The 23,004-nt window shown below is 40.6% G+C and carries 18 protein-coding genes; 13 read left to right on the top strand and 5 right to left on the bottom strand.

What is annotated here, in order from left to right; all coding sequences use genetic code 11:
* The first annotated feature begins 42 nt into the window (after positions 1 to 42).
* The 3 genes from ACQFX9_RS26695 to ACQFX9_RS26685 all read left to right on the top strand — a co-directional run bounded on the left by ACQFX9_RS26695 (position 43) and on the right by ACQFX9_RS26685 (position 6,129).
* Positions 43 to 1,545 (top strand): tryptophan halogenase family protein, encoded by a 1,503-nt coding sequence (locus tag ACQFX9_RS26695; RefSeq protein WP_427159569.1) that lies wholly within the window; start codon positions 43 to 45, stop codon positions 1,543 to 1,545.
* Positions 1,530 to 4,184, top strand: coding sequence for a tryptophan 7-halogenase (locus ACQFX9_RS26690; RefSeq protein ID WP_427159568.1), 2,655 nt, complete (start codon positions 1,530 to 1,532; stop codon positions 4,182 to 4,184). Before ACQFX9_RS26695 ends, ACQFX9_RS26690 begins: the two co-directional genes overlap by 16 nt.
* Positions 4,185 to 4,404: 220 nt before the next feature.
* Entirely contained in the window at positions 4,405 to 6,129 is a 1,725-nt protein-coding gene (locus ACQFX9_RS26685; RefSeq protein WP_427159567.1) for a DUF262 domain-containing protein, read from the top strand.
* Positions 6,130 to 6,224: 95 nt separating this feature from the next.
* Here ACQFX9_RS26685 and ACQFX9_RS26680 read toward each other — a convergent pair whose 3' ends face one another.
* The 4 genes from ACQFX9_RS26680 to ACQFX9_RS26665 form a co-directional block, all read right to left on the bottom strand.
* Positions 6,225 to 7,859 carry a TfuA-like protein gene (locus ACQFX9_RS26680; RefSeq protein WP_427159566.1) on the bottom strand — a complete coding sequence of 545 codons (1,635 nt, stop codon included), beginning with the start codon at positions 7,857 to 7,859 and terminating at the stop codon, positions 6,225 to 6,227.
* Positions 7,860 to 7,959: 100 nt separating this feature from the next.
* Complete coding sequence (locus ACQFX9_RS26675) at positions 7,960 to 9,147, bottom strand: YcaO-like family protein (RefSeq protein WP_427159565.1); 1,188 nt, start codon at positions 9,145 to 9,147, stop codon at positions 7,960 to 7,962.
* A 369-nt stretch (positions 9,148 to 9,516) separates the two neighbouring features.
* Entirely contained in the window at positions 9,517 to 9,882 is a 366-nt protein-coding gene (locus tag ACQFX9_RS26670) for a hypothetical protein (RefSeq protein ID WP_427159564.1), read from the bottom strand.
* A gap of 246 nt (positions 9,883 to 10,128) precedes the next feature.
* A complete protein-coding gene (locus ACQFX9_RS26665) occupies positions 10,129 to 10,980 on the bottom strand; it encodes a thiopeptide-type bacteriocin biosynthesis protein (RefSeq protein WP_427159563.1) in 852 nt (283 codons plus the stop codon).
* A 130-nt stretch (positions 10,981 to 11,110) separates the two neighbouring features.
* On the opposite strand from ACQFX9_RS26665, the gene ACQFX9_RS26660 reads away from it, so the two are divergent.
* The 7 genes from ACQFX9_RS26660 (at position 11,111) to ACQFX9_RS26630 (ending at position 18,229) form a co-directional block, all read left to right on the top strand.
* Complete coding sequence (locus ACQFX9_RS26660) at positions 11,111 to 12,133, top strand: cupin-like domain-containing protein (RefSeq protein WP_427159562.1); 1,023 nt, start codon at positions 11,111 to 11,113, stop codon at positions 12,131 to 12,133.
* Between the two features lie 140 nt (positions 12,134 to 12,273).
* Positions 12,274 to 12,696, top strand: a complete 423-nt coding sequence (locus ACQFX9_RS26655; protein ID WP_427159561.1) for a nuclear transport factor 2 family protein — start codon at positions 12,274 to 12,276, stop codon at positions 12,694 to 12,696.
* A gap of 118 nt (positions 12,697 to 12,814) precedes the next feature.
* Positions 12,815 to 13,390 (top strand): sigma-70 family RNA polymerase sigma factor, encoded by a 576-nt coding sequence (locus tag ACQFX9_RS26650; protein WP_427159560.1) that lies wholly within the window; start codon positions 12,815 to 12,817, stop codon positions 13,388 to 13,390.
* 59 nt (positions 13,391 to 13,449) lie between these two features.
* A complete protein-coding gene (locus ACQFX9_RS26645) occupies positions 13,450 to 14,073 on the top strand; it encodes a cupin domain-containing protein (protein ID WP_427159559.1) in 624 nt (207 codons plus the stop codon).
* Positions 14,074 to 14,400: 327 nt separating this feature from the next.
* Positions 14,401 to 15,651: a DUF4331 domain-containing protein gene (locus tag ACQFX9_RS26640; RefSeq protein WP_427159558.1), complete on the top strand. Its 1,251-nt coding sequence runs from the start codon at positions 14,401 to 14,403 to the stop codon at positions 15,649 to 15,651.
* 104 nt (positions 15,652 to 15,755) lie between these two features.
* Positions 15,756 to 17,132: a tetratricopeptide repeat protein gene (locus ACQFX9_RS26635; RefSeq protein ID WP_427159557.1), complete on the top strand. Its 1,377-nt coding sequence runs from the start codon at positions 15,756 to 15,758 to the stop codon at positions 17,130 to 17,132.
* A gap of 5 nt (positions 17,133 to 17,137) precedes the next feature.
* A complete protein-coding gene (locus ACQFX9_RS26630) occupies positions 17,138 to 18,229 on the top strand; it encodes a HupE/UreJ family protein (protein ID WP_427159556.1) in 1,092 nt (363 codons plus the stop codon).
* A gap of 145 nt (positions 18,230 to 18,374) precedes the next feature.
* Here the strand turns inward: ACQFX9_RS26630 and ACQFX9_RS26625 are convergent, their stop codons facing one another.
* Positions 18,375 to 18,644, bottom strand: a complete 270-nt coding sequence (locus ACQFX9_RS26625; protein ID WP_427159555.1) for a hypothetical protein — start codon at positions 18,642 to 18,644, stop codon at positions 18,375 to 18,377.
* Here ACQFX9_RS26625 and ACQFX9_RS26620 point away from each other — a divergent pair.
* The 3 genes from ACQFX9_RS26620 to ACQFX9_RS26610 all read left to right on the top strand — a co-directional run bounded on the left by ACQFX9_RS26620 (position 18,638) and on the right by ACQFX9_RS26610 (position 22,136).
* Positions 18,638 to 19,270, top strand: coding sequence for a ParA family protein (locus ACQFX9_RS26620; RefSeq protein ID WP_236143370.1), 633 nt, complete (start codon positions 18,638 to 18,640; stop codon positions 19,268 to 19,270). The genes ACQFX9_RS26625 and ACQFX9_RS26620 overlap by 7 nt on opposite strands.
* Complete coding sequence (locus ACQFX9_RS26615) at positions 19,270 to 19,830, top strand: hypothetical protein (protein WP_427159554.1); 561 nt, start codon at positions 19,270 to 19,272, stop codon at positions 19,828 to 19,830. Before ACQFX9_RS26620 ends, ACQFX9_RS26615 begins: the two co-directional genes overlap by 1 nt.
* Positions 19,831 to 20,435: 605 nt before the next feature.
* On the top strand, positions 20,436 to 22,136 hold the full coding sequence (locus tag ACQFX9_RS26610; protein ID WP_427159553.1) for a hypothetical protein: 1,701 nt from the start codon (positions 20,436 to 20,438) through the stop codon (positions 22,134 to 22,136).
* Positions 22,137 to 23,004: the final 868 nt, after the last annotated feature.

Genomic DNA, 23,004 nt, shown 5'->3' with positions numbered 1-23,004 from the left:
AATATTTTTTGATAAATAAGTCGATATTTTTGAGATATTCGTGTGGAAAAGATAATACATAATGTTGTAATCTTCGGCGGAGGTAGTGCAGGGTTTCTCTCTGCCTTAGCTCTCAAGGTCAAAATGCCATTTTTAAATGTGGTGGTAGTTCATTCTACTACTATTCCCATTATTGGAGTTGGTGAAGCAACTACCGCCTGGATACCTTGGTTTCTCCATCAGTATTTGGGATTCAATCGTGAGCAATTTTACGAGGAAACCCAACCTGTTTGGAAACTGGGAATTAAGTTTATTTGGGGAGATCCTAGCCAGTCTCACTTCAACTATCCTTTTGTGACTCATTTGGCGGATAAACTGGCTGTTTTGCAAAAAAGCACGGCTTATTATTGTCTAGACTCTACTACAGACTCTAGTATTTACTCTCTGTTGATGGAGCAGTATAAATCGCCTTGCTTCCGTCGCAAAGATGGAGAGTTTGTTATTGACGAACGCTTTGGCTACCATATCGAAAATTCTAGTTTTGTGGCATATCTAGAAAAGCGCGCTTTAGAACTTGGCATTCAGATTATTGATCAGCCTGTTGTAGATATTACAGTGGCTGAAAATGGCGATATTCACCAACTACGCTTGCAAAATGGGAAAAGTGTAACTGGTGATTTGTTTATTGATTGTTCTGGGTTTCGTTCTACGTTGCTTGGAGAAATTCTCCAAGAACCTTTTTGCAGTTTTGCTACTAGCTTATTCTGTGATTCTGCTGTCACAGGCACATGGATGCGAGATGATCCAATTTATCCCTTCACCACCGCCGAAACTATGCAGGCGGGATGGTGTTGGCAAATTGATTTACAGGATCGTGTCAATCGGGGCTATGTCTATTCATCTGCTTTTATCAGTGATGATGCAGCACTGCAAGAGATGAAACAGAAAAATCCCCTGATGAGTGACGATGTTAGTCAGATTAGGTTTAAATCAGGACGACATCAACGATTTTGGGTGAAGAATGTGGTCGCAGTTGGCAATGCGTCAGGTTTTGTAGAACCCTTAGAATCAACGGGATTACACATGATTGGCGAAACCATTAAATGTGTATGCGATGTGTTAATTGATTCAGACCAACGACCCACCCCAGCGTTAATTAATTTGGCAAATCGGGCGATCGCTCAAAAATGGGATGATATTCGTGACTTTTTATCGATTCATTTTAAGTTCAATCACTATGTAGAATCGGAGTTTTGGCAACACTGCCAACAATACACTGATATTGGCGAAGCAGCCGCGATCGTAGACTTTTTTCAAAACAATGGCCCATCACCCATAGGCCAAATTCTCCTTCGTCCTAATAGTGTGTTTGGATATAACGGTTATCTGAATCTGCTGATGGGTCAACGGGTGGTAACAAAGTATCAAAACAAACACGACACCTTAGATTTAGATTATTGGCGACAAGTCAAAAACTATTTCATCAAAAATTGTGACAACGCCTTATCAATTCATGAGGCAATTCAGGTTGTGAAGGAAAGAAAATGTCAATGGCTGAGTTCGTAAATACTATTCCCTCCGTACCTCGCATTAATCCCAATGCTCATTTACTCCTCAATCCGGCGGGTGAGATGTGTAGTTGGGTAGGTAATGATGTATTCGCCCTCGAAGGTATTCAACCAGATATCATCCGCGAGTTACTCACGCTAATTGATGGCGTGCGAACCCTAGAATCAATTTATGTTGAACTAGCAAATAAATATCATCGCCACTACCTACAGGAAATTCTTGCCGCTTTAACTCAACTGCATATATTAGAAGAATCGCTGACAACTGGAGTCACACCCCAAAATCTAGGCTGGAAATTGCCCACCGTTCCCGATGATATCAAACAGAAGGCGATCGCTATTTTAGGCAATCACCAATTACTGGATACTCTGACTCAAAGTTTTACTGACGCAGGGTTTGAAAACTGCCGTGCTTTGAATATTACAGATTTCGCTTCCTGTAAAACCCCGGAATTCGTCAATTTCCAGCAAGAACGGATAATTTTTAACGGCTCTTTCACAGTAACCCACAATCATCTAGACGCTGTGACTGTTGCTCAACTTTGTGAAATTTTGGCAGAATTCGACTTTGTGGTGTGTGCTTTGGAAGGTGTGCCATATCAAGCACTTTTCGATGTTAATCAATCAGCCTTAGCCACTGGGAAACCGTGTTTATTTGTCACGGCTTCCCCAGACACAGCACTCATCGGCCCCACAGTGATTAAAGGTGCAACCGCTTGTTTTGGTTGTCGAGTCGTCACCTTGGAAGCTATTCCCTCAGTCTTAAAGGATATCTTGCCGCACCTGTCAACCCCTATTCTTTCCCCCACACCCCCACACCCCTACACCCCCACACCCTTCCCATCCATAGCCCAAGCTTGTATTGAAGAAGCGATCGCAGTTTTGTCTACTTTCACACCAACTCGCGCTACTAGCGTTGTCAAAATTAATCGTCAGGGCGATCGCATTGTCAAAAGGCTATTTCCTAGTGGTGAATGTCAGGAGTGTACACCCCAATTAGATGCACCGTTGGGAGTGTTGGAAAGAAGTGCGATCGCAGCTGCTGCTGAGGAAATCGCTAGAATTTGGCCGAATCCCCTGCAAGCTAATATTCGTCCATCTGCCGATAGTTACCAAACCGTGGGGATTTTAGGTGGCGGAACGGCAGGATATTTAACAGCTTTGGCTTTTCGTACCTTCCATCCAGATATTAAAGTGACATTGCTGGAATCGAGTGCCATCCCGGTGATTGGTGTGGGGGAAGCCACAACGCCTGAACTGGTGAAGTTTCTCCACAGTCCCCGCTTCTTAGGGTTGGACATCGTTGATTTTTATCGGCGAGTCGCGCCTACCTGGAAATTGGGCATTAAGTTTCAATGGGGACTACCGGGTGATTACGATTTTACATTTCCCTTTCAGCGCGGACGCTTGCTAGAATCAGTCCTCTATGATGCCACGTTGAATAATCAGTCATTGGGAGCAATGTTAATGAGTAGCGATCGCGCCCCTATTTTTGATCGGGGTGATGGTAAGCCTTTATCATTACTACATCTAGTGCGCTGGGCTTATCACCTAGATAATCGCCGATTCATTGGCTATCTCAAGGAAGAAGCCTTAGCATCTGGAATTGAGCATTTAGATGTGCAGATTTGTGATGCTCAACTTGCTGCTGATGGCGAAAACATCACCCATTTAATCACCGACGATGGGCAGAAACTAACTTACGATTTGTATATTGATTGCTCTGGCTTTCGCTCCTTCCTACTAGAGCAGAAACTTGGCTCAAAATTCGTCAGTTATCAGGATACACTCTTCACTGATCAGGCGATCGCTGCCACTGTTCCCCATAACGGCACAGTCAAACCTTACACCCTAGCGGAAACCATGAATAATGGTTGGTGTTGGAATATACCCTTTGAAGATGCCGACCATCGAGGCTATGTGTTTTCATCTGCATTCTGTAGTGTAGAACAGGCGGTAGCAGAAATGCGGGCGAAAAATCCGGGGATGAGTGAACCTTGGGTAGTGAAGTTTCGCTCTGGACGACATGAGCATTTTTGGCGTGGTAATGTAGTGGCGATCGGTAATTCCTATGGTTTTGTCGAACCCTTAGAATCAACAGCACTACATATGATTGTGCTGGAATTAGAACTTCTCATGAATAACCTACCAGCTTCAAGACGCGATGAAGCGATTAAATCTACACTCAATCGCAAAATTAATGACCGTTGGGATGCGCTACGCTGGTTTTTGGGAATTCACTACAAATTTAATCGCCGCCTCTCTACTCCCTTCTGGCAAGCAGCCAATAAAGACACAGATATTTCCGGTGCAGCAGAACGTCTAGCATTGTTTCAAGAACGCGCACCTTTGTCTTATCGCAATTCCCTATTTTATACAGTGCATCCACCAGAGTTTTTCTCGGACGATCACTCCTATGACACTTTGTTAGTTGGGCAACAAGTACACACACGCTTTGTAGAACCGGTGGAAGATGCAGCCACCTGGAAACGCCAAATGGCAATTCTTCAAGGACTGGCTAACACCGCCATGTCCCAACACGAAGCCCTCAGATGCTTGCGGGAAACAAGACCAGATTTGCTGTATGACTTTGCCCAGCGTCGAGATAGTTGGTTACACACCTGGCTTCCTGCCTAGTACAATCAGGTAAAAGTAAGAAGGCAAAAGAAAAAATGGATTTTGTTGTCTCATAACTAGAAGTAACAGTTTCTGGAAATCTGTTTCTAGCTTCTAAAACATTGGCAATCCTACTAATTAATAAGTAATAATGTGTATTATCTTCGGGTGCATAATTTATTAGCTTAGCACTCTTGTAATCAATACAATTCTTCTTGTAATACATACAGGATTAAAATCAATGAAAATCGAAGCTAATGACAAAGAAGTTCAAGACATATTTTCTCTGGGTTATTTTAAAATTCCAAGATTTCAACGTCCCTATTCATGGACAGATGAGGAGGTTAGGAATTTTTGGGAAGATGTAGTAATTAGAGATTATGAACATTATTTTATTGGTTCAATGGTTGTTTACCAAATAGAGAAGCCATATTATGGAATAGTTGATGGGCAACAAAGATTAACAACTATTACATTAATGCTTGCTGCGATAAGAAATGCTTTCCTTAAGGCTGGAGATGAAAACTTAGCTAGAGGAGTACATAGATATATAGAAAAAGCGAATATAGACAATATAAATGAATATATTCTAGATGCAGAAACATCATTTCCTTATTTACAAGACCATATACAAAGCTTTCAAAAAGCAGACATACAATATACACCAGGTAATGAAGAACAAAATCTGAAATCTGCATTTGAACTAATTAATAAGAACCTTTCGTCAATGATTCCTGAATTGGATATAAATAACTATTGCAATGATTTATCTACAGAACAAAAATCTCAAATTATAGAAATTCTAAAAATAATAAGGAACAAAGTTCTTTCCTTAAAGCTAGTATTTATTCAATTAGACAATGAAGATGATGCTTATTTAATATTTGAAACTCTAAATACTAGAGGAAAGGATCTAACTACACCAGATTTAGTTAAGAATTTATTATTACAAAAGCTAAGAGCAGCCAATATTACAATAGATTCTTATAAAGTTGTGTGGAATGGTATCTTAGAAAAATTTGATGATAATGGATTAGATAATAATATTATAGAAAGCTTTTTATATCACCATTGGCTTTCTAAATATGGTGATACGACTCAAAAACAATTATTTGGTGAAATTAAAAATTTTATTGATTCTAATACTAGAAACGAATCCGAAAGTAAAGCTCGTTTATTATTACTAGAATTTCAAAAAAATTCAAATTATTATATTTCCATAGTATCTCCTGATAGTCACCAATGGAGTCATGAAGAAAAAAACAGTATTTATCAATCGTTAAAGGCATTACGTCTTTTTAACGTCAAGCAACAAACATCAATGATTTTATCTCTAATTCGAGCATACAGAGAAGAGAAGATAACATTGAGAGCATTACGTCAGATACTATGGAAAATTGAATGTTTTCATTTTATTTTTAATTCGATTACTTCTCAAAGGTCTTCTGGTTCAATTGCACCACTTTATGCCAAATATGCTCAAGAGCTTTCTAAGACTAGCAATTTCGATAAAATTCAGTCAATTAATAGTGAATTGTTAAGGAAACTCAAAGATAAACTACCTAGTTTTGATGAATTTGAAGTAAATTTCATGGATTTAATTTATACCAAAAATAAACAAAGAGATAAAAAAGTCATCCAATATATACTGGAAAAACTCACAGGGAATAACATTAATGGGCTACCCATCGATCATAATTCTGCTAGTATTGAACACTTACTACCACAATCAAAAGGAGACGAAACAATAGTTGGTAATATAGGAAATTTAATATTAGTAGATAAAATAACCAATGGTGAAGAATTACGAGATTTTGATTTCATGAAAAAAATTGAAATTTTAAAAGACAAAAAATATCCGCTTGATGAGCATTTGTTGAATGCAACTCAATGGACTGAGCAAGAAATTAAAGAGCGAGGTAAATCAATGGCTTACAAAGCATATTATGACATTTGGCGTTTGTAAATTAAATACGGTTGCTCTTAGTAATTTTAGTAAAAGATTTCAGAATCGATAGGGTGAATTTCTTATCAAAATTTAAGTTGATGCTGGATATAGTTTTATTTTTTTGTTTGTAGTTCTTTGACAAAATCTTCTGGTTCACTAAAATCTAACCAAAAAGCTACTTGGGTGCTGTTACATACTGGGGGAAAAGCATTGAGTTGATAAAAACTCTGCTGTTCAGTTTCCTCTAGCGCAACTTGGGAAATTGACTGTACTGTTTTGCTTAAAATGCTGTAAAACCCAGATAACTTTAAAGCATCAGCTAGAAAACACTCAGTAACAGAGAAATATTCGCTCATCCCTCGACTCCACCATCGGGGTACATTCACAAATCCCTCTAAGCGGGCGATCGCCCTCATCATGTGGGAAAATTCAGTTGCACTTAAGCCTTTATTCTCCAGCCAAGTCTCTAATTCTGCCTCGTTAGTCACTCCCTGTTGTTGTAAAAAGTTTTGCGTAATTTTTTGGTTAATACTAGGTCTTAAATTTACCTCAGACTCGCTGTGTGTCTGTTCTGCTAAAGTCCAGAGAGTCGCAACCAAACGGTACAACTGCCGCTCACAATTTGCTAATACTGATTGAGTTTGATTTTCTTCCTCATCCACAGAAAGATTTTTACCAACCATCGTCAAGATAAATCCATGTAGTTGCTCAAATTGTTGGTGAAAGCCATCATGTTCACTATAAATTTTCAGCAATGCTTGAATGCGTCCCCAACGTTCTCCTAAAGCGGGTTCTAACTCATCTGAAATAACATTAACTTCAGCTAAATTAACAGTTAGGGGTGGCAGATTTTGACTTTGAGCGATCGCATCACACCATCGCATTAACCCAGCCAAATTACGTAACTGAATGTAAACCCTACCCAGCAATCGGGCTTCTTGGCAGACTTTCTCCTTTATAGGTAGCCAAGAATATGCTTTTGCTAAGGGACGAATGGCTACTCTAGCCTGAAGTTCCTCTATAAACATTGACTTGCTGAGTTGAAACTGTACCTGATTCTGCTCAAGACTTTCCCCCACCATAGTTACCAGATGTTTCAGCAATCCAATGGCATCTAATTGTTTTTGGTCTACATAGCCGCCATTTTCGAGAAAATTCCAAAAATGAGCTAAAACTTTGGCATCACCGCCCAGTGCCTCAGCATCCGCCACTGCTTGGCGCAAATATCGTTGACCGAAGAATTGCTTTTTAGCACAATTGATGATTAAATTTGCGATCGCTGGATCAAGAATGTTTTGGGACACTGCATGGTTAACTGTAGCGCGAATGTTAACTAAAGCATCCGTTAAGGGTTTGTATTGAGATGTTGCATTGCTATGTAAAATCGCCACCTCATCATCCCCGATATACTTACCATCTCGATAAGCAGTAAAAATCGTCCCAAAGCCCTCCATCCCAAAGGCTTCTAGTTCAGTAGCTCGGAGTGCGCCCATACTACTTGCACCAAACACCCGTACCCCTGCGGCGATCGCCCAAAGTATTTCTTTATGCCACACTGAAGCATTGCGATCAAAAAAACCATCAATAATCGCAATCACACGAGGTTGCAACCGCAAGCAAGCCAGAATATCACCACAACGCACAGGAGCAAGGTAACGGGCTGGTAAAATTTGACTAGCTTGGGTAACAGAGAGAGTCGGGCCAAGATAGATGTAAATCTGACTAGGTTCTAAAGCTATCGAGTCCATGTTGATTCATTTAGTCGCACAAACGCAAAATTAAATTGATTTGTAGAGAAATTCTAAATTTTGAATTTTGAATTTTGAATTTTGAATTGATACTACACCCCTAATAAGACACAGGAAGATGCGTTCCCGGTACAACAACATGAACCACCGGAAAGCCAAACTCCGATCGCGTGTGATTAACAAAGACAGCTTGATGAAACCCCAGATTACTGATACGGTCAAGGATTTGCTGAATTTCTGCTTCAAAAGTGGCGGTAGGGGGAAGTTCCGGCTGAGTTTCAAAATCAATCAGGGTGGCAATTGGTCTTTTACCGCTAAACTTTGGAGTTGGGTTACTACCGGGTAATTTGAAACGTCCTAGCGCGTAACTTTCAGGATGAGTGTCATCCCGACTACCTGCAATCAGTGTAACGCGTGACTGAGCTGCTTCAGTAATCGCCCGTGCTAAAGCTATTTCTTTAGCACTGTGACATCCCCACCCTACAGTTGTAGGTCGGCCATGCCAATTTTCAATATCACTAATCAGACATTTATAAGTAGGTATGCCCACCGTCGAGGATAAGTCAGTAATGACGGCTTTTGCCCCAGCCAGTTGAATTTGCTGGAGTAGTGATTGTAATAAAGGAGACTTGATTGTTTGAATATCAACCAAACAGTTAATCCGTTGCTCCATCGGCAATTGCCACCAACGCCACTCGGCTTCACGCTCTATGACTTCCAATAATCCATGTGCGATCGCCTCTAGCAAATGGTTGCCTGATGCTAGTCCATTGCTAGAAGTGCTGAATATCCCAGTATCACGTTTTTCTGTTGTAGTATCTAAATCAAGATAAGCCTGCGGAATATACACAGGTTGATTAGTGAATAAATCTGTGCCACAAATCCAATCTAAAGGTTTAGTAGGATCATAGGCTGCCCATCTTTTACCAGGTTCTAATTTATCAGGTGCGATCGCCTGATGATGCCGACATACTTCTTTATAGGAGGCAACTATCTCTGGCTCTGGCAGATTTTCAGCATGATAAGACTCTACTGACTCCATCGCTGCGGAAATCATAGCCAACAGCAATGAAATTCCCTTACCTTGAGAACTAGAAAAGGCTTTCCCATTCGGACGAATCGCTTGAGCAACCGGAATCCCAATGCAGTCCAAGCCAGTAATATCCGCAACACGCGTAATGCCAAAAGCAGGTAGAAATTCTTGTAACCGTTCCCAAGTCTGATGGGGTGCTTGTGTGCGGAACGTACCATCAAGATTTAGCTTTGGTGCAGTCAGATTTTGCCACATTTGTTCATCCCAAGTTGCAGTCGAAGATGGTAAGGGACTTCCAACTTAAAAAACATACGGTCGCTGTTGTGAGCAGGGGGGCAGGGGGAGAAAGAGATTGTTTTGCGGCTATTAACCTTGCAAAGTCCTCTTGGAATTCACTAGAGAGTCAGGATATTCCGTATAGTCTTCTTGATCAAACATAAGCACCTCCATTAGCCTTGATGGAAGTGCCTGGAAATATAATTGCTGTCAGGCATTGCACAATTGCGGTGTGATTGAGGTCGCTATAATCTAGCTGTTTTGTTGTCAGTCCAGACATATCTTGATTTAGTCAAGCCTTGAGTGACTCCAATCATCCGAACTTACACCGCCAACACGAAATCAAGACTACCAGCAACACATAATTGTAGATTTGGGAGTGTCAGAAGAAGCAAGTCCACCAGCTACGCTTTCCAATTCATCTTCTGATAATTCTCGGTTAGCTGGTCTAGCTTTAATACCATTAACACTCTCAATAGAGCGGATATTCACAGTTGGGGCAGAATTTGGTAAACCGAGAACCACTCTCTCGGCAGCAATCATCACATCTTTCACATCATCAGCATTAAAATCAAAACCGTTGGCTGCACCTTGCTCAACAGCAATTCTGGCAAAATCACCTGCTTCCGAAGCATCTAAAGCTTCACGCAGAGCAGAATTAGCTGGTTGCCCTAAAAAATTTTCATAATATTCCACAAAACTCTGTTGAGACATTTTGAATTCTCCTTGAGATTTCAGAAAGTTGGTATGGGGAATCAACTCAATTAAGTATTTGTCCCATTAAAATGCTTTAACTTACACAGATTGATTGTGTGTATACATAGATAAATCAATCATGATTAATACAATAATGGAGGTATATTCTTATGTCTAGAGAATTTTGATAAAATTTTGTGACAATAAATACAGAAAAATGACCCTATCATTGGATAGGTTACTTCTAACCTAATTCTCTTATGGTCAATTTTCTCTACCTTCCAGAGAGCGGATGATAGCTGTAATCAGCTTTCCAGACCGTTGCCCATCAAATCCATGACGATGGAAAGTGAACATAGCTACAGCCGCAAGTATATCAGGCAAATCCTGGCATAATTGACCAATATCTCGGAAATTAACTAATTTTTGGGCAAGAATACTGTTACATTCTGTGTATACTTTCAATACATTTTTTTCTTGTTCTGTAACTGTGTACAACTGGTATAAATTTTCTAGCAAAAGTAGTTCAACTTTGGGAATTGTGGCTTCAGGATCTGAGGGAATCAAAGCACCTAAACTGTGCCAAGCTGTCAAAACAGATGCCTGATCTGACATGGCACGGGTAAAGAGATCATTTAACAAGCTGGGAAGAAGTACATCTGTGGGGACAACACTCCGATGCTGTTGATGGAGGTAGTCAAGGATGAGCCATTGGGAAGTATCTATGTCGAAGTGCTGATGAACCCATTGCATGGCTTTTGTGCCACCAAACCGCTCGGTTTCAGGCTGGTATTCGCTAAAGAAAAAGAGATGAATAGAGTTTTCTTGTTGAAGAGAATACATTAGCTCGGATATTTCTGCGATCGCTTGTTGCTGATCCAATTTGGTAAAAAACCGCATTCGCACATCTGGCGGTTTTCTCATAAAGAAAAACCAACGCAACAAACCTTGACTCCGCCAGCTATTTACTAAAGGTACTATCTTGGTAAACAAGAGACGCGCACTTGGTAGTGCATCACCCTGATGTCTGACAAGTCCTACATTGAGTTGTAGCCATTCTCCGGTTTCCCAGTGATCACTACTGGGTGCTTGAGTTGTCTTTGATTCGTCAATCATGGAACGCTTTTGATCACAGTTCGTTAGTGCTTGCCGATATAGAAGTTGATGTTAAGTCAAGAAAAGAAATATTGACAAAATAAACTAGGTTACATCAGTATTACGCCATATTAGCAACAAAGAAAATCAAGTGATTCTCGACAACATTGAACGAATTACCGCACCTCCAAAGGATGTGTTTTACCGTGAGTATATCCTTGCCCAGCGTCCAGTGATTATCACTAATCTCTTTGAAACTTCATCACTGTGTGAAATGGATACTCTAGAAAAGGCCAGAACTGGACTTAGCGACATTCCGGTTCAAGTCTGTCCCAATTACATCGCTAATCTGCTGTATGCAAAATCAGCCGATGTGCCTCGGATGATGAACTTAGGCGCATATCTTGACTTTCTGCAAGCACAACCCACAAGTCTTGATATTTGTGTTGAGTATCCAACGCCCCAAACTTTGCAGGAGTTATTACCCCTGAATTTATATCAAGATTTAAGTGATGAGAGTGACTTATATTCCAATATGTTTGTCGCTGGCAGTAACAACTATGCTCATCTCCACTACGATGCTGATCAACGTAACGTTTTGTTATTTCAAGTGTTTGGGACAAAGCGATTTATATTAATTCATCCCCGTGAAACTCACAAACTAGATGCTATTGATCAGCCAAATTTATGCCGTACAAGCGGCTTATTTTTAGAAAATATGTCAGAAGCGGAGAAAACAGATTTTATCCGCTATACCAATGCTATTGATGTGGTACTTTATCCCGGTGAAACTATTTTTATGCCGATGATGTTCTGGCATTACATTGAGTATTTAGAACCAGCTATGTCAATTGCTTACCGTTTGGGACGTAACTCTTATAATCGGCGATTGGCTCAAATGTTTCCTGCTCCGTCTGTTGATGTTCAGTCCTTGTCGCTGTTGCTGATGGACGAGACGGTTGCACAATCACATCATACAGAATGGTTAAACAAACTAGAACATACTAGTAATTTATTGGGCGAAAATGAAAGCGATCGCAAAGCTGCCTTAAACTATCTTTGTCTCAAAATTCGTGGACAATATTTGGGTTTTGAGCCTATTAAGAACATGGGGGAATTGAGCAGACGGCAAATGATTCTGGAACAAGCTCCCTCATATAAGAATTCTATTTAATTTTGTCAACAGGCTAGGGGCGAGAAATTTAGGTTTTATATGTAGCAATTATGACGTTTACCTGATGGCGATCGCACTTTGAGATCCAAATTAGTATCTGCGGCGTATTCTCTAGATAATGATTCTATGAGTAAAAAGCTATGTCTGAAGTAGCTCCTCTTTCGCCAGAAATTATCCAAGCTGTGATTACCCAATATTTTGCCGCTACTCGTTCCGCTAATAAAGCAGATGAGATGGTAGCCTGTTTTGCCGAAGACACGGTGAGTTACGACCCAGTAGGAACACCAGCAAAACAAGGTCATGCTCAACTGCACGCATTTTTCCAACAAATAGCTGCTTTATTTGTCAAAGTAGAACTCTGTGAAGAGTTTATCACCATTAATGGAGATGAAGCGGCTGTAAAATGGACAGGTCGGGGGATTGGTCACAATGGTCGAGCCGTCACATTTGAAGGAATTGATTTGTTTGAGTTTAATCATGAAGGGAAAATTCAATCTCTCAAGGCTTACTGGAATCCGGCGGTGATCCTGGCAGAGTTACAAGAGGGTTCTGATGTTTCTTGAACATTCATTACCTTAATTATTTCAGTATGTTTGCTAACTCTTAAAAATGCTTGGAAAGTAGTCGAAAGCTCGGTATACTTCGCAGTGATACCCAGACTCAATTACTAACCAACTCTGAATGGAGAGTTTATTTACTACTACCGATGTTTTACTGATCACCAAAATTGCCCAAAAAGACCAATCTGCGTTATCTGCTCTCTACGATCGCTATGGCAAAATTATTTATGCGATCGCCTTTAAAAGCCTGAAATCACCAGAAGAGAGTGAAGAAGTGGTATTGGATGTTTTCGCTCAAGTATGGCGAATTGCCGAGCGATACGATACACAAAAAGGTAGAGTGGATACTTGGTTATTTACCATCGCCCGTAGTCGCATTCTTGATCGCTTACGCAAACTGCAACGCACTCATGTATCTACTACCTTTTCTTTGGATACAACAGAAATTCAGCCCAAAGCCGATAACGTAGACTTGTTTGAGTCGGTATTTATTGCTGAACGGCGGAGTCGGGTAATCGCAGCCATGAAAAAATTACCAGATGAACAACGACTGGTAATTGAATTAGCATATTATCAAGGACTGACTCAAAGTCAAATTGCAGAGGTAACAGGTGTATCCTTGGGAACAGTCAAAACTAGAATTCGGCTAGGATTAAAAAAGTTACAATCTATTTTTGTCACTGAGGAAGAATTTTAAGTTAGTGTCTTGCCAAATACATACACGACTTATTTAGTATTAAATCAAATTAGAACTCGATGATGCAACTCAATTCTGAAAACTACTGCTTTTGTGAACTAGCTCCCTTGTATGCTCTTGATTTATTGGATGAACAAGAGCGAAATTGGGTTGAGCAGCAAATAGCAGAGTGTCCAGAATTAGCCACAGAGTTAGCAGAGTATGAGTTAGCAGTGACGGTAATTCCTTATACTACTCCTACTGTGCCAATGGCGGCAGATTTAAAAAATCGCTTGTTTGAGCGTCTAGATTTAGATACTCCAGAACCAACCCCAGCCAAGGAACCAGCAACACCGCCGGGATTTTTCGCAGTGCGATCGCAAAATTTGAATTGGCAACCACATGATGTCCCTGGTGTTAAAATCGCCATCTTACACATTGATCAAGTCAAGCGCGAAGTAGTCGGATTATTTCACGCCGATCCTGGTATTCATTATCCTTGTCATCGTCATGCAGCAATTGAAGAAATATACATGATTTCTGGGGATTTGATGGTTGATGAGCAGGTTTATGGTGCAGGAGATTACATCCGTTCCGAACCAGGTTCAGTGCATAGCCCCTATACAAATGGTGGTTGTATGTTTTACTTTCGTACCTCAATGGATGATGAATATCCTAGTTTGAAAGAAAGTGTAGGGGTTTAAGACCGAAAAAATCATCACTAATTTTTTATTCAAATATAAATCCAACAATAAATGTTTGACGTATACCTCTGTAGTTCCAGCAACGCAGAGGCTTTAAATTCTGAATCAGACTCAAGCTCGCTCTCATTTCGTCATTGGGGATGCGATGCTCGAAGACCCACCCTTAGCGATCGCTCATATTTATCGAGCTTTGGAGATTAAAACTGTAATTAAATTTAATTTTCAAATTTATAGATCCAAGTTGCTGTTCTTGACGTATTTAATCTTGAAAACCAAACAAGTATTCTGCATCAACAGAATACATATTAACGTGGAGTATTTACTAATATGAAAAGTCATACAACGACCAATCACAAATTTTGGCGACACTTTAGTTTTGCTAATATCAAAGTTATTATAGGTGTCAGTTTATTGGCATTAGGTTTAACAGTAGGTTGGACAACCTTAACACCAAAATCTGTAACCGCTTCTGACCACGATGATGGGGAAGTGGATACAAAAGGACGCAATTTAAATTTGACTGATTTATATGTCTTCCGTGAGCAAGACCAGAACCCAAGCGCGCGTAAAGATGATTTGATTTTAGTGATGAATACAAATCCGCGATCGCTGGCTCGGCAACAGTATTATTTTAGTACGAATGCTCTATATGAATTTAAAATTAGCCGGGTTACTGATCGAGATGCTACCCCTACAGGTCGAGAAGATGTGATTCTGCGCTTTCAATTTGATGAACCCAACAGCAGAGGCGAACAACCATTTAAATTGACTGTAATTGCTGATCGTCATAGAAGTAGCGATCGCGGAATCACTACTCCTTTAAGTGTTAATCCTAACAACCCTACTATTAACAACTTATATTTGCGTAAAACACCTGTCACTGTTTTTGCCGGACTGCGTGAAGACCCCTTTTTCTTTGATGTTGAACAGTTCTTCCGAGTGCGTGCAGGTGCTTTAGGTATTGGCCCGGCTGTGGGTTTTCGCCCTGCTGACCAAGCCCTTGACTTTGCCAAAGGCTATAACGTGAACTCCATTGTTGTCCGAATACCCCGTTCTCTGATCGCCGGAAATACCAACGCCACAGTATTTGATGTTTGGCAAACCATCTCATTTAAAAACTATGCCTATGGTAAATTCCAACAAGTTGAGCGTCTAGGAAGACCTGGAATTAATGAAGGTTTAGTAGTCACTAACGATTTTCTTAACGCCTTTAATAGCATTCCCCCAACAGCCGATTTAAGCCAAGCCGCAGCACCCGTGGGAGCAGAAGCCAGGAAGACACTTAAAGCCTTGGGTAATAGTGATCAACGTGCTGATGCACTGCTCGCAGCATTTCTTCCTGATGTGATGCGAATAGATACTAATGTCCCCAGTGGTTATGCTAATGCTCTCAATGCTAAAGGCAGTCCTGTCGCTGGACGTAAGCTAACAGATGATGTCATTGATACTACACTTAGCGTTCTGACTAACGGTGCTGTGACTAGCGATAACGTATCCTATGCAGGTACTCCCGGCAACCCATCCCAAGGACATCAACCTTTAGTCTCGCAATTTCCTTACCTAGCATTACCAAATTAAGGCAAGGGTGCAGGGTGCGGAGAGCAGAGGGGAAACATCTCTCCCTGCTCCCTGTCCCCTGCCCCTTGTCCTCTTCTGTTCTTAGCGTATGTCTGCGTAAAAAAATGCAAATACAGCTTTTCCACTACAAATTCCCTGGAAAAATCCTTTGGGTATTGATTACCGCCCCTATATTGTTCATCATTCCTCTTCATCTCAACTCGCAACCAAATTCGCCCTACCGCTATAACTTTTCTCTCTCCTTACCTGGGACTGAAAATAGCCGAGCCACATTACAACAAGAAATCGCCTTTTACCAAACTAAAGTACGACAAAGCCCTGATAGCGGTTTGAATTTAACGGCATTAGCGCAAGCCTACTTAAAAATGTCCAAAGCTACGGGCGAAAGTAACTGGTATTTATTAGCAGAACAGGCAGCTAATCGCTCTCTGTCTCATTTACCATTCCACAATCAAGGTGCAATTCTGGTTCTGGCTCGTGTTGCTCAAGCTAGACATGACTTTGCCGCAGCGATTCGCCTATCTGAGCAAGTCTTACAATCTCAACCCACTAACGATCATGCTCTGGCTATCTTAGTCACATCAAATCTGGCGACGGGTAATTTAACTGCTGCTAGAACTGCCGCCGATGCCCTAGTAAACAAAATTCCCACCCAAGGTAACTTAACTTTACAAGCTTTGGTATTAGTTGCCCAAGGGCAAGATCAAGCTGCGATCGCCACTTTTAAAAATGCTTTAGCAACTGAAGAACCGGGAGAACTCGGTACTTCCGCTTGGACAAGGGTTGTATTTGGTCAATTTTATGACAAACGCGGACAGCGAGATTTAGCTGCAAGTCTCTACAACGAGGCTTTACGGATTATACCGAGGTATCCTTTAGCATTACTGCATCTAGCAGAACTGGCAACGCGCCAAGGCAATTATCAGCAGGCAGAAAGTTTATATGCCCAAGTTTTACCTAATTCGCAAACATCATCCACTATTTTTGACCATGCTGTCTTGCGAGGTAGGGCGAAAGTTCTGCAATTACAAGGTAAAACCGCAGCCGCACAAACACTGTTAACTCAAGCAGAAAGCTTACTGCGACAAGAAAACGCCGGACATACTAACGGTTCCTTTGGACATCGGCGAGAGTTAGCCAGATTGTTATTAGAAAAGAATCGCCCTGAAGATACGGCTGAGGCTTTATCCCTGATGCAGGCGGAAATTAAGATTCGCCGTGATGCTCAAACACTAGATACCTTGGCTTGGGCTTTGTTTCGTTCTGGACGTTTCCCGGAAGCGCAACAGCAAATACAAGCCGCCTTGCAATTAGGTACACGAGATGCGGCTATATTTTACCGGGCGGGGATAATTGCCAAAGCTTTGGGAAATCAACAGCAGGCTTTGAATTACGAGAAGTTAGCCCAAAGTGTCGATCCGACTTTTAACGCCAAGGCGCGGCTGATATCAGGACTTGGTTTGGAGAATTTGGGAATTTAGGAGCGATGACAACTATGTGGCGCAGATACCGAGTGGCTTTCATCTGCTTGATTGCAGCATTTTTAGTGGTAATTGGTGGGGCTAGTCCTAGTCAAGCACACTGGGCTGATTTGGCGGTGGCGGAGGTGACGGTAGAACAGACAAAAACAGCAATGATTTTGACATTTCCGACAGCTTTAGTACCTGGGGTTGATGATAACCTTGATGGACAACTCTCCATTGATGAAGTTACCAAGCATCAATCAGAGTTAGAAAAGTTTTTTGGCGATCGCATCCGTCTGATTGACGCACAAGGAGAAACAGGTAAACTGGCGGTGGCTGCAACGAATAATTTACCTGTGAATATTGCGAGTAATATTCAGACTCACAGCACTTTAGAGCTAACTTATACTTGGGCGCAACCAGTCACCGGACTCGTAATTAACTACAATTTATTTCTCCCCAATGTCGCCACTGCTCGATGTCTCGCCACGGTGATGCAAGGGGGACAAATTCGTAATTTAGTCTTTACTCCCGAACAACGAGAATTTACTTTAATTAACCCTCCGGTGTGGCAACAAATTAGTAGCTTTGTGTGGTTAGGAATTGAACATATTTTGACAGGTTATGACCATGTTTTATTTTTAATTAGTTTATTAATGCTAGGTGGTGGTTTTGGTTATTTAACGAAAGTAGTTACAGCTTTTACTATTTCTCATTCTGTGACTTTGACTTTAGCTGTATTGGATATTGTGACTTTACCAGTTAGGTTTGTCGAAAGTGCGATCGCTCTCACGATTGTTTATGTAGCGGCGGAAAATTTCTGGCGTACCAGTTTACGCTGGCGTTGGTTACTCACCTTCATTTTTGGATTAATTCACGGGCTAGGTTTTGCTGGTGTTCTCAAAGAAATTCATCTAAGTCAATCTAATTTGGCTTTATCCTTAGCTAGTTTCAATGTGGGTGTAGAAATTGGTCAAATAGCGATTGTCACTATTGCCTTTGGGATTTTTCGTACCATTAAAAAATCTCCTGGGGAATTAATTGTCCGTCGTTGCTTATCTGCTGGTGTCGTGGTTTTGGGATTAATTTGGTTTGTGCAACGAGCCTTTTATTAAACTACCCCACCTTGGCTTTCCTTACGGAACGCTTGCGCGAACGTCTGTTGGCGTTAGCCTCCCCGAAGGGTAGGTGGGGCTTTTGTACTCACAGGCGAGTGCCGCAACTTGGACTTTCGCCCTAGTTTTGGTCTTATCTCCCCTCCTACAGCAGAGACGGCTGAACCTTCCTTGTCAGTTGGTAAAAGGCAAATACTGTAAACATATTGAATTGGATAGTTGACAGAGCGATCGCAAATTCGTCAGTCTTGATAGAGATGCGATTGACTACGCCACGCCTTTGGCGATCGCTTTTTTGAGTTGCATCTGACCTAAAATCTATAAAAAATAATTTTCGGAAAATTTCAATTTTGGATTTTGAATTAAAGAAAGCGGTATATTCATGTAAGTCAGGGTCGGGAGTCAGCAGTGCCAAAAATCGTCGCTATTCTCAACGGTAAAGGAGGAGTCGGTAAAACGACTACCGCAGTTAATTTAGCTGCTCAGTTTGGGAAGAAGAAAAAAGTTATTCTCGTTGATACAGATATTCAAGGTTCAGCTAGTTGGTGGTTTGGGCGCAATCAGAATGGTATGGGATTTGACCTGTCGCAAGAAACCAATCCCCAACTTTTAAGCCGGTTAAAAACCATCCAAGGTTACGATTTAGTAGTAGTAGATACGCCACCGGCACTGCACTCAGAAGCCTTGACGACAGTAGTTGCGATCGCAGATTATCTAGTGTTACCTACACCTCCAGCCGCTATGGATTTAGCCGCCCTCATTGAAACCGTCAAAGCGGCTGTAGTTCCTGCTGGCGTTTCCCATCGGGTATTACTCACAAAAGTCGATACACGGAGTATAAATGAAGCAATAGAAGCCCAAAATACTCTCCAACGTTTAGGAATTCCGGCTTGCAAATCTTTCATTCGGATCTATAAAGCCCACGAACGAGCCGCTTTGGAGGGTGTAGCAATACATCAATGGCGAGGCAAAAACGCTAGAGAGGCGGAGTCAGACTACCGCCGCGTAGCAGAAGAAATACAGCGTGATTGGAGGAAATAATGGCTAGAAAACAGAGTCTTTCTGACTTAATTCAAGCAGAAGCACAAAAATTTGAACCACCAGCCGGCGAACCTACAATTGAGGTGTCGGCTCAAGCAGTAGAAGAAGAAGATACTAAACCAACAGCAGAAGCATCAGCTACTAAACGTAACAATCCCACCAAAGCTGATTTAGAAGTAACTATCAAGGAGTTACAAGCTAATTTAGCCGCATCTCAACAAAACGAAAAAACTCTTCAGCAAGAAATAGCCAATTTGCAATCAGCCTTAGCTGAACAAAAAGCGGCGGTAGAAAGAGTCACAAAAGAACTCTACGAAACAAAACAAACCGCACTGCAACTTGCTGAAGCAAATTCTCAACTAATAGAAGAAAATAAATCTGTTAAACAAGAACAGGAAGCACAACTGCAAAAACAACAAGAAAAAGAAAAGGCAAAAGAACCAAAACCCCATCAACCAGTTCTTTACAGAAAATCTCATCGCACACCTGAACAATATCCAGTAGTGCAGACAAATGAATCAAAAGATGATTTTTCTTCAAATACTTGGTTGTATGACTAGAAAATAGGGCATTGGGAATAGGGAATAGGGCATTGGGTAAGAAATTCTACCTTGTCTCCCTTGCCCCCTTGCCTAGAAGTCCCCAATCTTTGTCCAACTAGATTAGAATTTAATTAGGTGCTAGAAGGTTTAGGACTGACTGAATTATCAAGTATTTTTTCATTGCGAAATCAGGTAAGCAATCGCACGAAAAAATTGCACTTGATTATGATGAAAAGTCCTATGATTGTGGCGAGTTGCTTCAGTACCATAAAATCAATTCATCATTACAAACCTAACCCCCTAACCCCCTTCCCTACAAGGGAAAGGGGAATAAAACTCCCATTTTTTTGGCAAAGAAGGGGTTATTCTCGAAATAGTTAATTTGGTGTTATAGGTGGTAATTTTATACCAATTTTAAAAAAGAATGCGACAGATGTACAGCCCCAAATGCTTGCTCTGTCTTGATTCTTAATTTTGAATTTTGTAGGCGCAAGCCTTTGCTACGCAACGCTACCGCGAACCCGTATGGTATTTTGAATTTTGAATTGGTATTACTGTGCAGATATTTTCAGGACTGAAGACTCGCAAGATTGATAACAGCTTCTAAATCCTGAGAATAGCTCATGAAATATTGGATATTGTCTATATTATTGCCTGTAGTGGTCATTGCTCATCCTTTCGCAGTACAGGCGGCTAGTAGTATAGTTATTGAACCTAGTAATCAATCACTTCAGATTACTGGTTGGTTGGGTGAAGAAAGTGCTTTAATTGGTAATTTGCGCTTGACTGCTCCAGGTGAAAATATTGAAAAAGTTGTATTTTTAACTTCCGATTTGCGTCGTCAAGAAGGCGGTGAAATCGTCAACCGTCAACAAATTACTATCATCGGTGAACCACAACTATCAGCAGGAATTCCCCAAGATTTTCAAGTGCGCGTCAATAATATTACGCTACCAGGAACTTATGAAGGGACAGTGCAAATCTTTCTTCCTAGTCAACCCCAACAGCTAGTAGAAACGATTCCTGTTGAGGTAATTGCCAAAGTTAGACCAAATCTGATTCCTGTCGGTGACACAGAACAAGTACAATTGCGTCTAGTCAACTGTGATGGGTGGCTAGGTTGGATTGATTGTTCTATTGCTAGGGGTTTACTTCCAGCGAGTGCATTTTTAAATCAATGGGAACTGCAATTTGATAACCCCACCCAAGCACCAGTCACCATCATTGATAGTAAAGTCATCCTCAAAGGTGAGCAAACGGGATACCAAATCACCGCACAGGCTTTGAGTTTACCCAAAGGTGATATCAATATAGCAAGCGATCGCATTATCAGTTTACCTCTCAATATCAATCGCTGTGTCATTCCCCCAGACCGTTACGTCGGAGCAATTTACTTAACATTATCAGGACAAAATCAACGATTAATCATTCCAGTTGATTTAAAAATGCGTTCCGGGCCGATTTTACCTTTGTTGGTGTTAATTTTTGGTGTGCTTTTGGGACGTTTATTTAAATATATGCAAGAATCTGGCGGTGATATTACCAGAGCTATTAAAGCCGTTTATCGTCTCAAATCTCGTATCAAAAAAGAAGTAGAACACCCAGACGACCAAAAAATCTTAGAACGGATGATTGATTGGGTAGAGCAATTAATCAGATGGGAAAAAGTTGATAAAGCTTTTGCTGAAATAGATGCCATAGAATCACGATTAGAGGCTTTAAGTAAGCTCCGAGAAATAGAAAATCAATTAATGGAGATGAAAAATAAATCTAATTTAGAGGAGATGTTGCAAAGTTTGCAGAATAATATTGCTAAAATCCGTGTTTTCATTGCCCAAAAAAATGATATTGCGGCTAATAGATTGATGCAAGCAGTCATGAAAGATTTAGCAAATCTCCATTATCGAATGAATGTTAATACTAGTTTGACATCAAATGAACCTTTTTTACCTCTGGAGTTAGCCAGTAGTGTTAAGGAATTATTAGTTCGTGCTGATGCAGTTTCTCCTCAAGATTTACCCAACCCTTCTAAATGGGAAGTCCGTATGCAAGATTTGCTGATACTAATATCTGGCGTTTCTGATGATGTTCGCATCGGTGCTACTGTTTTTCTCATCCGACCTTTTTTATCACTGACGTTACTGGTAGGCTTATCTTTAGTCGGTCTTGGTTCGTTATATGTAGATAACGGTATCACCTTTGGTTCTAGACCTTTTTCTGATTATTTAGGTTTAATTTTATGGGGTATTAGTGCTGATGTCGCCAGCCGGAATATTAGCAGTTTACAAAGTAAAAATGGGGATAATAATTCTAATATAAATTGAGTTTATAAATGATATCATAAATCTCAATTTCAAGAAATATTTATCTCCCTAACCACCCTTTTAAAATCTAGAGGGATCTGAATTTACTAAAGATTACAGACGAATACTTTTCCAACACCATCTGCAACCATATTGCATTAAAAATACCTTGTGACTACTTCATGAAAATCCTGACAAGATCATCATCATGAAATAATTACAAGGTAGAACTTGAAAAATACTCTAGAAATCAAATGTCCAGCGAATTGATGTTAGTAAATTTCATCGAAAATAGTCCATCAATGCGGAGAACATCTAGCACAAAAATGTGGGCTGAATTTGCAAAAATGATTACCAGTCAACTTATAAGTAGTGCAGTAAGGAAAACTGGTAATCCCCCTACTAGGTTGTAGCGATTTTGCATCCTTGAGCAATCTGTAACTTTGTTTGTTTCTTGGTGGAGAGAGAATCAATGATAAAAGTTTAGGTAAACCTAAACAGGCGATAACATTGATGAGAGTCAACAAGAAAGCATCTAGTAACGCTATAGGTAATCACCCCCGTACAATTATTAGGTGGTCGCTATTGATAGTTGAAAATTGGATTTAGCAGTCGGGATTTGAGAGTCAGATTTAATTGCCTATACTGGTAGATGATTTTCCTGATGAGTTGAGCAACCATAGCAAAATGCTGATTGATCAGTAGTCCTGACTTCTGTATCCTGAATCTCTAAAGCATAGAGAAAGCATAACCATTGATTTGGCTTTATATAAATTAACTTTAGCATAAACTTATATCAATCCAAATGTTTAAGTTGCGAAACTGACTACATAGTGAGTGATGTAGATCAAAAGAAGCGATATTGTAGCGTAATAGCAGAAATAATTTA

The organism is Aliinostoc sp. HNIBRCY26 (genome assembly GCF_050235535.1).
Lineage (GTDB): Bacteria > Cyanobacteriota > Cyanobacteriia > Cyanobacteriales > Nostocaceae > Trichormus.
Note: the sequence above shows the minus strand (reverse complement) of the source record. Positions and strands in the feature narration are given on the sequence as shown.